The organism is Azospirillum thiophilum (genome assembly GCF_001305595.1).
In the GTDB taxonomy this organism is placed as follows: domain Bacteria; phylum Pseudomonadota; class Alphaproteobacteria; order Azospirillales; family Azospirillaceae; genus Azospirillum; species Azospirillum thiophilum.
On sequence record NZ_CP012401.1, the window covers coordinates 2,211,124 to 2,224,978 of the forward strand.

A 13,855-nucleotide genomic window follows, 5' to 3' on the forward strand; every position below is an offset into this window, starting at 1 on the left:
GGACTCAAGGCCCCTCACTACCTCACCTCCGGCCCCGCCGACAAGCGTGCAAGCGGCGTCAGGTCGCGCCACCCATATGCGATTTCCACAAGGTCGGTGCCGGCGAAGCGGATCGGCCGCTCCGCGACCCTGATTCCGCCCAGCCGCTCGTAGAACCAGCGGGACGGGTTGTCGCGCAGGCACCACACCACGGCGGAGCGGATGTCGGCCGCCAGGAAGCGGTCGGCCATCGCCGCCATCAGCCGCCGGCCGATGCCCATCCCCTTGGCGTCGTCGAGCACATAGAGCGCGTGGAACTCGCCGCCATGGTCCCGCACCGCCACCCGGCGCGCACCGTAGGACGCGATCCCGACGATGGTGCCGGGCGCCGAGACCAGCCCGGCGCAGTCGACCGCGACGAAGGCGCCCTGGCCGGGGGCCCGCGCCTCGGCGATGGCCGCCCAGCGCTGGGCGGCGGCCGGCTCGGACAGGCCGACCAGGAACGGCGCCGGGATCAGGCCGGGGTAGGTGGACCGCCAACTCTGCACATGGACGCGCGCCATGCCGGCGGCATCGGTCAGATACGCTTCGCGGATTGCGACCGTGGTGTCCGTCATCGACCGACCCTCCCCCGTGCAGCCTTCCTATCCGACAGTTTGTACCGCCAACGGCGGAAGTCCAGCCGGAAAACGGGGCAGGGTCGCGTCCCGGTCGGGCCGTCCCGAGACCTGAGGGATGCGGGCGCGGTTGTCATCGCGCCGCAACAGGGGTAAACAGCCGGGACTGTTCAGGCGGGCACCCATCGGATCGGGGGTCCGCCAGTCCGTCCGCGGCGCCCGCCGGCGCCGCGGACGGGGCTCCGGAGACCGGACACCGCATGTATTCCTCCTCCACCTTGTCCCGTTACATCGGGCGCCAGTTCATCGTCTGGTTCTGCCTGCTGATGGTGATCCTGCTCGCCATCGTGCTGCTGCTGGACACGGTCGAGCTGCTGCGCCGCGCCGGCACCAAGCCCAACGTCACCTTCGGGCTGGTGGTGGAGATGGCGCTGCTGAAGCTGCCGGAGATCGGCCAGCAGATCTTTCCCTTCGTCATCCTGTTCGCCGGCATGTTCACCTTCTGGCGGCTGACCCGCAGCGCCGAGCTGGTGGTGGCCCGCGCGGTCGGCGTGTCGGCCTGGCAGTTCCTGATGCCGGTGATGTTCGCCGCAGCTGCGATCGGCGTGGTGAAGGTGACGCTGATCAACCCGGTCGGCGCGGTCTTCATCGCCCGGTACGAACAGCTGCAGGACCGCTACCTGAAGCTCCAGTCCAGCACGCTGAACATCTCGCGCTCCGGACTGTGGCTGCGCCAGACCAACGAGAACGAGCAGTTCTTCATCCATGCCGAGCTGGTCAATCCGGTGAGCTTCGAGCTGTCGAACGTCGTCGTCTTCCTGTTCGACGCCGACCAGACCTATCTCGGCCGCGTCGATGCGCCGCGCGCCGCGCTGAGGGACCGGAAGTGGGAGCTGCAGGACGCCGTGCTGAACCGGGCCAGGAAGGATCCGGAACTGCTGGACAGCTACACCATCCCGACCGAGCTGGACATGGCGACCATCGAGGAGAGTTTCGCCCCGCCGGAGACCGTCTCCTTCTGGGAGCTGCCGCGCTTCATCCACACGCTGGAGACCACCGGTTTCCCCGCTGTGCGCCACCGCCTGCATTACCAGTCGCTGCTGGCCCAGCCCTTCCTGTTCCTGGCGATGGTGCTGTTCGCCGCCGCCTTCTCGCTGCGGCTGCCGCGGCGCGGCGGCACCATGGCGATGGTCACCGGCGGCGTGCTGACCGGCTTCGTGCTGTTCGTGATGACCGACATCGTGCGCACCTTCGGCATGTCCGAGACGATCCCGATCATCATGGCCGCCTGGAGCCCGGCCGGCATCAGCCTGTTGCTCGGCACGGCGGCGCTCCTGCATCTGGAGGACGGCTGAGCCCGACCCCGGCTCCGGAGGGTGGGACCAAACGCCGCAAAGCGGGCGATTGTCCCCACAGGCCATAATTCCGCCGCCCCCGCCGGTTATCAGGATTCCGCAGGGAATGGCCGGGTCGGATTCCGTTTGCATGGGGCACCGGCCCCACCGTAATAACGGACGACCCGTTTTTGGAGCTTGAGCACCATGTCGAGTTTGCGAGCCGTCCGGACCACCGTCGCCGTGGCGAGCGCCTGCGCGCTTCTGGCCCTGCCCGCCGCGGCGCAGTCGAGCAAGGCGGCCGCCGGTGCCGCCGCGCCGCGGACGGCCGACGAGGGGGTGCGCCCGGTCAGGACGCCGGGGGCCGAGGGCATCGCCGCGGTGGTGAACGACGAGGTGGTCTCGGTCTCCGACGTCAATGCCCGCATCCGCATGGCGCTGCTGAATGCCGGCGCCGCCGGCAACCCGGAAACGATCCAGCGCCTGACCCCGCAGGTGCTGCGCCTGCTGGTCGACGAACGGCTGCAGATGCAGGAGGCCAAGCGCCTGGGCATCACCGTGCCGCCGGCCGAGATCGACGAGGCGATCAAGCGCATCGCCGAACAGAACCGCATGAACGGCCAGCAGCTCCAGGAGATGCTGAAGCGGCAGAATGTGCCGGTTTCGACCCTGAAGGACCAGATCCGCGCGCTGCTCGCCTGGCAGAAGGTGATGCAGCGCCGCATCCGCCAGGAGATCGTCGTCGGCGAGGACGAGATCGACGCCGCGATGGAGCGGCTGAAGGCCAACATCGGCAAGCCCGAATATCTGGTCGCCGAGATCTTCCTGGCGGTGGACAGCCCCGACCAGGACGCTGAGGTCCGCCGCAACGCCGAACGCCTGATCGAGGAGGTGAAGCGCGGCGGCAACTTCGCGGCGCTGGCCCGCCAGTTCTCGCAATCGGCCGGCGCCGCGACGGGCGGCGACCTGGGCTGGGTGCGGACCGGCGAGCTGTCGCCGGAGGTGGACAAGGCGCTGTCCGGCATGCGCGGCGGCCAGATGTCGGCCCCGATCCGCACGGCGACCGGCTATCACATCCTGATGGTGCGCGGGCAGCGGCCCTTCGGCAGCAGCGGCGGCGAGATGCAGATGCCGGCGGCCCAGCCGGTGGCGCCGCGTCCGCAGCCGCGCCCCGACGTGGCGAAGGCCACCGTCAACATGAAGCAGATCATCATCCCCATCGAGTCCAAGGAACAGGCCAAGGCCGTCAAGGAACAGGCGGAGAAGCTGCGCAAGTCGATCAGGAGCTGCGGCGATTTCCAGGCCCGCGCCAAGGAGAGCGGCATGCCGGAATCGGGCGACATGGGCACCATGCGGGTCAAGGACATGGCGCCCGGCCTGCAGAACCTGGCGCTCGGCATCCCGGTGGGGCAGGCCAGCCCGGTGCTGATGAGCCAGGCCGCCGCGGTCATCCTGATCGTCTGCAAGCGGGACGTGCCGATGATCCAGCCGCCGCCGGAGGCCCGTCCGGCCCCGCCGCCGCCGCCCGCCGCGACCCCGATCAAGGAGGGGACGCTGCCCGATCGCGCGGAGATCGAACGCGACCTGATCGGCGAGCGCGCCGACCTGCTGTCGCGCCGCTATCTGCGCGACCTGCGCCGCACCGCCTTCGTCGAGACCCGGCTGTGACCGGCGCCCCGCCGGAAACGCTGCCGCTGGCCCTCACCATGGGGGAGCCGGCCGGCATCGGCGGGGACATCACGTTGAAGGCCTGGACGCTGCGGGGCGACTCCCGCCTGCCGCCCTTTTTCGTGCTGGACGATCCGGCGCGGCTGGCGGCGCTGGCAGCGGCCCTGGGGCTGGCGGTGCCGGTGCAGGCGGTGGCCTCGCCGGCCGAGGCGGCGGCACTGTTCGACCGCGCGCTGCCGGTGTTGCCGGTGGAGTTGAACATCCCGGCGGTCGCCGGCCGGCCCGACCCGGCAAACGGCGCCGCGGTGATCGCCAGCATCGACCGGGCCGTCGCCCTGGTCCAGGTCGGGCAGGCCGCCGCGGTGGTCACCAACCCGATCCAGAAATCATCGCTGTACGCCGCCGGCTTCCGCCATCCCGGCCATACCGAGTATCTGGCCCATCTCGCCGGCTTGACCGACGAGCCGATCATGATGCTGGCGGCGGCAGACCTGCGGGTGGTGCCGGTCACCGTCCATGTGTCGGTGCGCGACGCGGTGGACCAGCTGACCGCCGCGGCGATCATCCATGCCGGCCGCGTCACCGCCGCTGCGCTTGTCCGCGATTTCGGCATCGCCCGGCCGCGGCTTGCCGTCGCCGGTCTCAACCCCCATGCGGGGGAGGGCGGGGCGATGGGCCGCGAGGAGATCGACGTCATCGCCCCGGCCATCGCCGTGCTGCGGGCCGAGGGGATCGACGCGACGGGGCCGCGCCCGCCCGACACCATGTTCCACGCCGCCGCCCGCCGCGGCTACGACGCCGCGCTGTGCATGTACCATGATCAGGCGCTGATCCCGGTGAAGACGGTCGATTTCGACGGCGGCGTGAACATCACGCTGGGGCTGCCCTTCGTCCGCACCTCGCCGGACCATGGCACGGCGCTCGACATCGCCGGCAGCGGGGCGGCCAATCCGACCAGCCTGATCGCCGCATTGAAGACCGCAGAGCGGATGGCGGGGAACCGCCGGGCCGGCTGAGCTCCGGGTTCCTTATCGGAAGGGCAGAGGCCGAAATGAAAAAGGAGCGCCCGGGCGCTCCTGTTTTCATATTCGTCCGCAGGTGCGTCTGCCCCGGCCCGTGATCAGCCCCGATCGTCGGGATCGTACATGGTCGGGCCGCCCTGGTGATCGTGGTGGCCGCCGGCAGATGGGTCGCGGTGGTGGTGGGTGCGGGCGATGAAGGGCGCCAGCTCCTGCAGTTCGATGAAGTTGTCGGCCTGGCGGCGCAGCTCGTCGGCCACCATCGGCGGCTGCGAGCGCACGGTGCTGACCACGCTGACGCGGACTCCCTTGCGCTGCACCGCCTCCACCAGCCGGCGGAAGTCGCCGTCGCCGGAGAAGAGCAGGATGTGGTCGACATGGTCGGCCATCTCCATCACGTCGATGGCCAGCTCGATGTCCATGTTGCCCTTGATCTTGCGCCGGCCGGACGCGTCGGTGAACTCCTTGGTCGGCTTGGTCACCATGGTGTAGCCGTTGTAGTCGAGCCAGTCGACCAGCGGGCGGATCGGGGAGTATTCCTGGTCCTCGACCAGCGCGGTATAGTAGAAGGCGCGGACAAGTCGGCCCTCTCCTGCGAAGCCGTCCCGCAACCTCTTGTAATCGATGTCGAAGCCCAATGAACGCGCCGCGGCGTAAAGGTTGGCTCCGTCGATGAACAGAGCGAGCCGCTCCTCTTTGTAAAACAACTTGCTGACGTCACGCGGCAAAGTCGAATTGCGGTCCAATGTTTAGATCCTTTCGTCGTCGCTTGGGGAATATGAATGGAACATGCGCAAAAGCTCGCGTTCCAATTTTGAAATCTAGTGGATCGAACGCGATCGTACAAGTGTTCTGCGTCAACCTATTATGCCACTACGCCAACGGTGCCGCCGATCCTCACTTTCGGCCGATGCTCCTGTGATGCAATGCAGCAGCGCTGTCGTTCGCGCTTGCACCTATCGGGCCACATCCATATAGTCTAGAGCCTCCTTTGAATCCGGAGTTCGTCTGGCATGGCCCGCGTTACCGTTGAAGATTGCGTCCTGAAGGTTCCGAACCGTTTCGAGCTGGTCATGATGGCCGCCCAGCGCGCGCGCGAGGTGGCGAGCGGCGCTCCGCTGTCGATCGACCGCGACAACGACAAGAACCCGGTCGTGGCGCTCCGCGAGATCGCGGACGAGACGGTGTCGCTGGACTATCTGAAGAACGCCCTGATCAAGGGCCATCAGAAGCATGTCGAGCCGGACGAGCCCGAGGAGGAGATCGTCGAGCTGATGGCCGGCGAGAATGATTGGGCCGCCCGCGGCGCCGCATCGCTCGGCGATGAGGACGGCATGAGCGAGACCGATGGCGAGGAGCTGACGGAAGAGGACGACGTCGCCGCCGACATGGACGCCGAGCCGGGCGCCGGTTTCGCCATGACCGAGGATCCCGACGGAGACCTCTGATCCTGGACAACGACCGCAGGACCTGGAGAGGGTGGGACGCCCTCTCCCCGATGACCAGGGTGGGAGGCATCCGGCCTCCCTTCGGTTCGCACGGAACCGCCACGAACATCTTTGAGGCGCCCCGTGCGCCGGGTCGGGCCGCATGATCCGGCAGTATGAGCTTGTCGAGCGCGTCAAGGCGTATGATCCCTCCGCCGACGAGGATCTGCTCAACCGCGCCTATGTCTATTCGATGAAGGCGCACGGGTCGCAGACGCGTGCGTCGGGCGATCCCTACTTCCTCCATCCGCTGGAGGTCGCCGGCATCCTGACCCAGATGAAGCTGGACGCCGGCACCATCGCCACGGCGCTGCTTCACGACACGGTCGAGGACACCGTCGCCACGCTCGAGGACATCGAGCGGGTGTTCGGCAAGGAGATCGCGCGGCTGGTCGACGGCGTGACCAAGCTGTCGCGGCTGGAGCTGAACAGCGAACAGGCCAAGCAGGCGGAGAATTTCCGCAAGCTGGTGCTGGCGATGTCGGAGGACATCCGTGTCCTGCTGGTGAAGCTGGCCGACCGGCTTCACAACATGCGCACGCTCTACCACCTGAAGAAGCCGGAGAAGCGCCGCCGCATCGCCCGCGAGACCATCGAGATCTACTCGCCCTTGGCCGAGCGCATCGGCATGCACAAGATCAAGGACGAGCTGGACGATCTCGCCTTCGCCGAGCTGAACCCGGACGCGCGCGACAGCATCCTGGCCCAGCTGGCCCGCCTGCGCAGCGAGGGCGAGAACCGCGTCCAGACCATCATCACCGAACTGCGCGAGCTGCTGGCCGCCGAAGGGCTGCCGGAAGCGACGGTGTCGGGGCGCGAAAAGTCGGCCTATTCGATCTGGCGCAAGCTGCAGCGCAAGAATGTCAGCTTCGAGCAGCTGTCCGACATCATGGCCTTCCGCATCACGGTCGGCTCGGTCGGCGAATGCTATCAGGCGCTGGGCGTCGTGCATGCCCATTATCCGGTCGTGCCGGGGCGCTTCAAGGACTACATCTCCACGCCCAAGCCCAACGGCTACCGCAGCCTGCATACGGGCGTGATCGGTCCCGGCCGCAACCGGATCGAGGTGCAGATCCGCACCGACGACATGCACGAGATCGCCGAGCTGGGCGTCGCCGCCCACTGGGCCTACAAGCAGGACCACCAGCCGCGCCCGAACGGCGGCGAATACCGCTGGCTGCGCGAGCTGCTCGACATCCTGGAGCATGCGCAGAAGCCGGAAGAGTTCCTGGAGCACACCAAGCTGGAGCTGTTCCAGGATCAGGTGTTCTGCTTCACGCCGAAGGGCGACCTGATCGCGCTGCCGCGCGGCGCCACCCCGGTCGACTTCGCCTATGCCGTCCATTCGCAGGTTGGCGACCATTGCGTCGGCGCCAAGATCAACGGACGCATGCTGCCGCTGCGCACCCAGCTGCAGAACGGCGACCAGGTCGACATCGTCACCTCCAAGGCGCAGACGCCGGTTCCGGGCTGGGAACGCTTCGTCGTCACCGGCAAGGCCCGCGCCCGCATCCGCAAGTTCCTGCGCACCCAGCAGCGCGCCCAGTACATGGAGCTGGGCCGCGGCATGCTGGTGCGTCAGTTCAAGTCGGAAGGCTACGAATTCACCGAGAAGGCGCTGGAAAACGCCATCAAGATTTTCCAGCAGCCGACGGTGGACGATCTGATGGCCGGCGTCGGCTCCGGCCTGCATTCGGTGCGCGAGGTCTTCCACGCCGTCTTCCCCGGCCACAAGGCCCAGGCCGCCCCCGCCGTCCGCGAGACCGACGAGAGCGCGCCCAAGCCCAAGGCCAAGGCGCGCAAGGAATCGGCCCTGCCGATCCGCGGCCTGATCCCGGGCATGGCGGTGCATTACGCCCGCTGCTGCCACCCGCTGCCGGGCGACCGCATCGTCGGCATCGTCACCACCGGCAAGGGCGTGACCATCCACACCATCGATTGCGAGACGCTGGAAAGCTTCCATGAATCGCCGGAACGCTGGATCGACGTGTCGTGGGAGACCGGCCCGGATTCGCCGGAGGAGCATGTCGGCCGCGTCACCGTCGTCATCGCCAATGAACAGGGCTCGCTCGGCACGCTGTTCACGGTGATCGGCAAGAACCAGGGCAACGTCATCCACCAGAAGATCACGAACCGCAGCACCGATTATTTCGAGTTGCTGATCGACATCGACGTAAAGGACGCCAAGCACCTGACCAACATCATGGCCGCCCTGCGCGCGACCCCGGCCATCCATTCGGTGGAGCGGGCGCGGGGACGCTGAAATCCCTGCCGTTCGACAGTAAATTCCCTGTCATCCGCGGCCCCGTCGGTCGGTTCGGCGTGACGCGCCGCCCCGGCACCGCTATATAGACGGAATCGCTCCCGCCCGTTCCGGCGGGCGGCGACGCTTCGGAGTCCGTGCATGTCCCGCTTCCTGCGCCTCGGCGTGAACATCGACCATGTGGCGACCGTCCGCAACGCCCGCGGCGGGGCCCATCCCGATCCCGTGCGCGCGGCCAAGCTCGCCATCGAGGCCGGTGCCGACGGGATCACCGCCCATCTGCGCGAGGACCGGCGGCACATCGTGGATCGCGACATCGACCGGCTGATGGCAGAGATCGACCGTCCGCTGAACTTCGAGATGGCGGCGACCGCCGAGATGCTGGCCATCGCGCTGTGCCACAAGCCGCACGCCGCGTGCCTCGTCCCGGAAAAGCGCACCGAGGTCACCACCGAAGGCGGGCTGGACGTCATCGGCCAGTACGACCAGCTGGCCGGCCCGGTCGGCGAGCTGGGAGCCGCCGGCATCCGCGTCTCGCTGTTCATCGATCCGGAGCCGGCGCAGCTCGACGCCGCCCGGCGGCTCGGCGCCCCGGTGGTCGAACTGCACACCGGCGCCTATTGCGACGCGCACGACCCTGCGCAGCGCGCGGCGGAGCTGGCGCGCATCGTCCGCGCCGCCGCCCATGCCGAGGCGATCGGGCTGGAATGCCATGCCGGCCACGGCCTGACCTATGACAGCGTCGGCCCGGTCGCGGCGATCCCGACCATCGTCGAGCTGAACATCGGCCATTTCCTGGTCGGCGAGGCGATCTTCGTCGGCCTGACCAATTCGATAGCCCGCATGCGCAAGGCGATGGACAGCGCGCGAGCCGCGGCGGCCTCCGCATGATGTTGTCCGGCACCATCCTCGGCATCGGCAACGACCTGATCGACATCCGGCGGGTCGAGAAGTCGCTGGAGCGCTTTGGAAAGCGCTTCATCGACCGCATCTTCACCGACGTCGAGCAGGCCAAGTCCGAACGCCGGGCCAACTCGGCGGCGAAGAACAATGCCCGCGCCTCCACCTATGCCAAGCGCTTCGCCGCCAAGGAGGCGTGCTCCAAGGCGCTGGGCACAGGCTTCCGCGACGGCGTGTTCTGGCGTGATATGGGGGTGGTCAATCTGCCGTCGGGGCAACCGACCATGCGTCTCACCGGTGGCGCGCTCGCCCGGCTGGAGGCGATCACGCCGCCGGGCATGCGCGCCCGCATCCATGTGACGCTGACCGACGAATACCCGATGGCCGAGGCGTTCGTCGTCATCAGCGCCGAACCGATCGAGTCCGCCCCTACCGAGTCCACAATGCCCACCAATACGGCGAACCCAGAATGACCTTTCACAAGCAGGCGGCGTCCGACGCCAAGACCAAGGACTCCGGGTTCGTCGAAACCGTGAAGACGGTGATCTTCGCGGTGCTGATCGCATTCGGCGTGCGGACCTTCGCGTTCGAGCCCTTCAACATCCCGTCGGGCTCGATGATCCCGACGCTGCTGGTCGGCGATTACCTGTTCGTGTCGAAGTTCAGCTACGGCTACAGCAAATACACGGTCGGCTTCGGCCTGCCGCTGTTCGAGGGCCGCATCCTGGGATCGCAGCCGGAGCGCGGCGACGTGGCGGTGTTCAAGCTGCCGCGCGACAATAAGACCGACTACATCAAGCGGGTGATCGGCCTGCCGGGCGACAGCATCCAGATGATCGGCGGCATCCTGCACATCAACGGCCAGCCGGTGAAGCGCGAGCGGATCGAGGATTTCGTCACCACCGATTCGCTGGGCCGCAGCATCCGCACCGCGCAGTTCATCGAGACGCTGCCCAACGGCCGCACCCACCGCATCATCGAGGAGTCGGACAACGGCCCGCTCGACAACACCCCGGTGTTCAAGGTGCCGGAAAACCATCTGTTCATGATGGGCGACAACCGCGACAACTCGCTGGACAGCCGGGTGCCGTCGCAGGTCGGTTTCGTTCCCATCGAGAACATGGTCGGCCGTGCCGAATTCCTGTTCTTCTCGCTCGACGAGGGCACGCGCTTCTACGAGATCTGGCGCTGGCCGGTCGATCTGCGCTTCAGCCGCCTGTTCAACGGAGTCCGGTAAGTGTCCACCGTCACGAAGGCGCCCGCCGATGCGGGCGCCGGGTCGGAAGCAGCCTCGGGCCATGCCGCCCCGGGCCATGTCGTCCGCGACCATGCCGCCGAGGCCGCCGAGGTCGCCGCGGACGTGGAGGATCTGGCGCAAGCGCTGGGCTACCGCTTCGCCGATCCGTCGCTGCTGCGCGACGCCGTCACCCATCCAAGCCTGATGGGGCTGGAGCGGGCCGGCCGCAAGGGGCACAAGGGGCCGGGCATCGCCTATGAGCGGCTGGAGTTCCTGGGCGACCGCGTCGTCGGGCTTGTGGTGGCGGAATGGCTGCTCGAACGCTATCCGAACGAGCGGGAAGGTGCGCTGGCCAAGCGCCATGCCTCGCTGGTCCGCCGGGAATCGCTGGGCCGCGTCGCCGACGCCATCGGGCTGGGCGCCTATCTGCGCCTGTCCCCGGCGGAGGCGCAGAGCGGCGGCCGAACCAACCGCACCATCCTGGGCGACGCCTGCGAGGCGGTGCTGGGGGCCATGTATCTCGACGGCGGGCTGGAGCCGGTGACGCGCTTTGTCCGCCAGGCGCTGGCCGAGGCCATCGACAAGGCGACCCCGCCGCCGCTCGATGCCAAGACGACCTTGCAGGAATGGGCGCAGGGGCGCGGCAAGCCGCTGCCCCAATATGAACAGATCGAACGCAGCGGCCCGGCGCACGAGCCGCTGTTCGTGGTTGCGGTGCGCGTTGCGGGCATGGAACCGGTCACCGGATCCGGCTCGTCCAAGCGCATCGCGGAAAAGAAGGCGGCCAGCGCGTTGCTGCGCCAGGTGGGAGTGCAAGTCGATGACTGACGGTCGCGACGACATCGACGAGACGAAGAAGCAGATGCCCGAGGTTGGGGCGCCCGAGCCGGCGCAGCCGGAAGGGGCACCGGACGAAGTGATGCCGGGCGCGGTGACGCCGGGCGATGAGGCGCCGGAGGACGGCGTCGTCGCCGAAGGCGACGGCGACTTCGAGGAGGGTGACCTCGAAGGCGACGACCTCGACGGCGAGGACGGCGACTACGACGACGAGGAATATGACGACGAGGACGACGAGGATGCCCCGCGCGGGCAGCCGATGTCGGTCCTGCCGCCGCTGCCGGTGATGCCGGATCACCCGCGCTGCGGCTTCATCGCGCTGGTCGGCGCGCCGAACGCCGGCAAGTCGACGCTGCTGAACGCGATGATCGGCAGCAAGGTCTCGATCGTCAGCCCGAAGGTGCAGACCACGCGGACCCGCGTGCTGGGCATCACCATCGAGGGTGACACCCAGATGATCTTCGTCGACACCCCCGGCATCTTCAAGCCCAAGCGCCGGCTCGACCGCGCCATGGTGGCGGCGGCCTGGCAGGGGGCGGAGGATGCCGACGTCATCGGCGTGCTGTACGACGTGTCGCGCCGCTCGATCGACGAGGACACCCGCAGCATCGTCGCCCGGCTGAAGGAACAGGGGCGCGAAGCGGTCCTGATCCTGAACAAGATCGATCTGGTGAAGCGCGACGTGCTGCTCGGCATCGCCGCCGCCTTCCAGCAGGAGGGGATCTTCACCGACATCTTCATGGTGTCGGCCTCCACCGCCGACGGCGTCGCCGACCTGAAGCGGTTCCTGGCTGCCCGCCTGCCGGACGGCCCCTGGCATTTCCCGGAGGACCAGATCTCCGACATGCCGATGCGCCTGCTGGCGGCGGAGATCACCCGTGAGAAGCTGTTCATCCAGCTTCACCAGGAGCTGCCCTATTCCGCCACGGTCGAGACCGAGGTGTGGGAGGAGTTCGAGGACGGGTCGGTCAAGATCTCCCAGGTCATCTTCGTGCAGCGCGAAAGCCAGAAGGCCATCGTGCTGGGCAAGGGCGGCCAGCGGATCAAGGCGCTGGGCTCCGCCGCGCGCGGCGAGTTGCAGGGCATGCTGGAACGCCGCGTCCACCTGATCCTGTTCGTGAAGGTCCGCGAGGGCTGGGTCGACGATCCGGAACGCTATTCGGCCTGGGGGCTGGATTTCGGGGCGTCGTGACGACGAAGGCCCTCTCCCGGCGGGAGAGGGCCTTTTCCTTGCGGGGCGCTTGCGAAGAGCGTTTACGCGGCCAGCAGGCGCAGGTGACCGTCGAAATCGTCCAGCGCGCGCATCAAATCCATCATCGCCTGTTCGGCCTGGGCACGGGCGAAGGGCCAGGCGTCGTCATCGGCGATCCGGGCGGCTTCGATGCGGGCGGTGGCGCGGTTGTTCAGGCCGCGCAGGCGGTCGAGCGTGCGTTCCCATGTCTCACGGTGGTTGCTGTCCGCACGTTCCACCATCGACCGCAGCGTCTCCATGCGGTCGGTGGTGCGCAGGACGAGGTCGCGGCTCAGCGTGTCGAAGGCTTGCCGGTTGCGGCGGCTCATGAACTGTCCTCCTTTGATCCTCAACCGTTCTGGATCTTTCAGCCGGCAGGGCAGTGCCGCACCGGTGCCGCGAGAACGCAACGGAAGCACAGTCGGCACAGCCCGTTGGAGCGGTGCCGCCATGCGAAATCGGTGCGCCTGGGCAGATGCGGTATTCCCGTCCGAATCCAAATCCCGCCGGGTTGCACCGTTCCATCACGGAATTCCATTGCGGAATTTCGTGCTGGAGTATGCAAACCCGGTGGCTAAGGAAGTCTTCCCGGTTGGATTGCGTTTCCTCCGGGGCCGGTTTCATCCAGCCCATTGGCTTTTTTATACGCCGTCATTTTGACGACGTTCTTTTGTTTTCGTGACGCTTTTGTGCCGGATTGGAGGGGGCGGGTCAATTCGCCCAAAAATCATACCCCCGGCGCACTCTGTCGCAGTCTAAAGGCGAGGTTGCAGGACTGGTATCGGCCGATAAGTCGGAGGTGGTACGGCCTGCGCTGCCCGGCAGCCTGTCCGGCGGCCTATTCGGCGGCTATGGCGTAGGCCGGAACGGCCTCGGCATTGGCGGGTTCGGGGGTGGCGGCGGCATGGCACGGGAGCGGGGCGACGGCGGAAATGGCGGCCTGCTGGGCCATGGCGGCGCGATGCTCGCTCGCCATGCTGCGCATCATCGGCACGCATTTGCCGCACTGCACCTGGCATTGGTGATGGCGGAATACCGAAGCCGGGGTCGTGGCGCCCTGGTCCAGGGCGGACTTGACCTTCTTGTCGTTCAACGCGTGGCAGATGCAGACGAACATAAGCCCTCGGCAACGGTCGGTGTTGAAGCTGTCTCCCTGCCTCAGGAATAGCTGATACTGAGAATCGTTGTCAATGACGCCATTGCGAACCGCTCGCATATAAGAGGGGGGTGGGCGACTTTGTCACATCCTCCTTCGCGTCACCGCGAAAGGGGTGGGGATCGGG

At 67.6% G+C, this 13,855-nt stretch carries 14 protein-coding genes; 10 read left to right on the top strand and 4 right to left on the bottom strand.

The genetic code is table 11. From position 1 onward, the window contains the following. Positions 1–17 precede the first annotated feature (17 nt). Positions 18–596, bottom strand: a complete 579-nt coding sequence (locus AL072_RS10245; RefSeq protein WP_045580420.1) for a GNAT family N-acetyltransferase — start codon at positions 594–596, stop codon at positions 18–20. A gap of 260 nt (positions 597–856) precedes the next feature. On the opposite strand from AL072_RS10245, the gene lptG reads away from it, so the two are divergent. The 3 genes from lptG to pdxA all read left to right on the top strand — a co-directional run bounded on the left by lptG (position 857) and on the right by pdxA (position 4,614). Continuing rightward, on the top strand, positions 857–1,951 hold the full coding sequence (gene lptG / locus AL072_RS10250) for an LPS export ABC transporter permease LptG (protein ID WP_045580419.1): 1,095 nt from the start codon (positions 857–859) through the stop codon (positions 1,949–1,951). A gap of 186 nt (positions 1,952–2,137) precedes the next feature. Further along, positions 2,138–3,598 carry a peptidylprolyl isomerase gene (locus AL072_RS10255; RefSeq protein WP_045580418.1) on the top strand — a complete coding sequence of 487 codons (1,461 nt, stop codon included), beginning with the start codon at positions 2,138–2,140 and terminating at the stop codon, positions 3,596–3,598. A 38-nt stretch (positions 3,599–3,636) separates the two neighbouring features. Then, the gene (gene pdxA / locus AL072_RS10260; RefSeq protein ID WP_045582319.1) at positions 3,637–4,614 is read left to right on the top strand and encodes a 4-hydroxythreonine-4-phosphate dehydrogenase PdxA; all 978 of its coding nucleotides are present in this window, start codon (positions 3,637–3,639) and stop codon (positions 4,612–4,614) included. Between the two features lie 104 nt (positions 4,615–4,718). Here pdxA and AL072_RS10265 read toward each other — a convergent pair whose 3' ends face one another. Beyond that, positions 4,719–5,324, bottom strand: a complete 606-nt coding sequence (locus AL072_RS10265) for a LabA-like NYN domain-containing protein (protein WP_045582318.1) — start codon at positions 5,322–5,324, stop codon at positions 4,719–4,721. Positions 5,325–5,630: 306 nt separating this feature from the next. On the opposite strand from AL072_RS10265, the gene rpoZ reads away from it, so the two are divergent. The 7 genes from rpoZ to era all read left to right on the top strand — a co-directional run bounded on the left by rpoZ (position 5,631) and on the right by era (position 12,533). After that, the gene (rpoZ, locus tag AL072_RS10270; protein ID WP_045580417.1) at positions 5,631–6,065 is read left to right on the top strand and encodes a DNA-directed RNA polymerase subunit omega; all 435 of its coding nucleotides are present in this window, start codon (positions 5,631–5,633) and stop codon (positions 6,063–6,065) included. A 142-nt stretch (positions 6,066–6,207) separates the two neighbouring features. Continuing rightward, positions 6,208–8,367 (top strand): RelA/SpoT family protein, encoded by a 2,160-nt coding sequence (locus tag AL072_RS10275; protein WP_045580416.1) that lies wholly within the window; start codon positions 6,208–6,210, stop codon positions 8,365–8,367. Between the two features lie 141 nt (positions 8,368–8,508). After that, complete coding sequence (locus AL072_RS10280; protein ID WP_045580415.1) at positions 8,509–9,258, top strand: pyridoxine 5'-phosphate synthase; 750 nt, start codon at positions 8,509–8,511, stop codon at positions 9,256–9,258. After that, on the top strand, positions 9,255–9,740 hold the full coding sequence (acpS, locus tag AL072_RS10285; RefSeq protein WP_045580414.1) for a holo-ACP synthase: 486 nt from the start codon (positions 9,255–9,257) through the stop codon (positions 9,738–9,740). Before AL072_RS10280 ends, acpS begins: the two co-directional genes overlap by 4 nt. After that, entirely contained in the window at positions 9,737–10,504 is a 768-nt protein-coding gene (gene lepB, locus AL072_RS10290) for a signal peptidase I (protein WP_045580413.1), read from the top strand. Before acpS ends, lepB begins: the two co-directional genes overlap by 4 nt. Continuing rightward, positions 10,505–11,332 carry a ribonuclease III gene (gene rnc / locus AL072_RS10295; protein WP_045580412.1) on the top strand — a complete coding sequence of 276 codons (828 nt, stop codon included), beginning with the start codon at positions 10,505–10,507 and terminating at the stop codon, positions 11,330–11,332. A gap of 295 nt (positions 11,333–11,627) precedes the next feature. Then, positions 11,628–12,533, top strand: coding sequence for a GTPase Era (gene era / locus AL072_RS10300; protein WP_082108950.1), 906 nt, complete (start codon positions 11,628–11,630; stop codon positions 12,531–12,533). Positions 12,534–12,595: 62 nt separating this feature from the next. Here the strand turns inward: era and AL072_RS10305 are convergent, their stop codons facing one another. After that, positions 12,596–12,901: a hypothetical protein gene (locus AL072_RS10305; protein ID WP_045580411.1), complete on the bottom strand. Its 306-nt coding sequence runs from the start codon at positions 12,899–12,901 to the stop codon at positions 12,596–12,598. Positions 12,902–13,410: 509 nt separating this feature from the next. Next, positions 13,411–13,689 carry a (2Fe-2S)-binding protein gene (locus AL072_RS10310; protein WP_045580410.1) on the bottom strand — a complete coding sequence of 93 codons (279 nt, stop codon included), beginning with the start codon at positions 13,687–13,689 and terminating at the stop codon, positions 13,411–13,413. Positions 13,690–13,855: the final 166 nt, after the last annotated feature.

Bases quoted from the DNA above. Each gene is read 5' to 3' on its own strand.
- AL072_RS10245 (WP_045580420.1), bottom strand. From the start codon at position 596: ATGACGGACACCACGGTCGCAATCCGCGAAGCGTATCTGACCGATGCC.
- lptG (WP_045580419.1), top strand. From the start codon at position 857: ATGTATTCCTCCTCCACCTTGTCCCGTTACATCGGGCGCCAGTTCATC.
- AL072_RS10255 (WP_045580418.1), top strand. From the start codon at position 2,138: ATGTCGAGTTTGCGAGCCGTCCGGACCACCGTCGCCGTGGCGAGCGCC.
- pdxA (WP_045582319.1), top strand. From the start codon at position 3,637: ATGGGGGAGCCGGCCGGCATCGGCGGGGACATCACGTTGAAGGCCTGG.
- rpoZ (WP_045580417.1), top strand. From the start codon at position 5,631: ATGGCCCGCGTTACCGTTGAAGATTGCGTCCTGAAGGTTCCGAACCGT.
- AL072_RS10275 (WP_045580416.1), top strand. From the start codon at position 6,208: ATGATCCGGCAGTATGAGCTTGTCGAGCGCGTCAAGGCGTATGATCCC.
- AL072_RS10280 (WP_045580415.1), top strand. From the start codon at position 8,509: ATGTCCCGCTTCCTGCGCCTCGGCGTGAACATCGACCATGTGGCGACC.
- acpS (WP_045580414.1), top strand. From the start codon at position 9,255: ATGATGTTGTCCGGCACCATCCTCGGCATCGGCAACGACCTGATCGAC.
- lepB (WP_045580413.1), top strand. From the start codon at position 9,737: ATGACCTTTCACAAGCAGGCGGCGTCCGACGCCAAGACCAAGGACTCC.
- era (WP_082108950.1), top strand. From the start codon at position 11,628: ATGCCGGATCACCCGCGCTGCGGCTTCATCGCGCTGGTCGGCGCGCCG.
- AL072_RS10305 (WP_045580411.1), bottom strand. From the start codon at position 12,901: ATGAGCCGCCGCAACCGGCAAGCCTTCGACACGCTGAGCCGCGACCTC.
- AL072_RS10310 (WP_045580410.1), bottom strand. From the start codon at position 13,689: ATGTTCGTCTGCATCTGCCACGCGTTGAACGACAAGAAGGTCAAGTCC.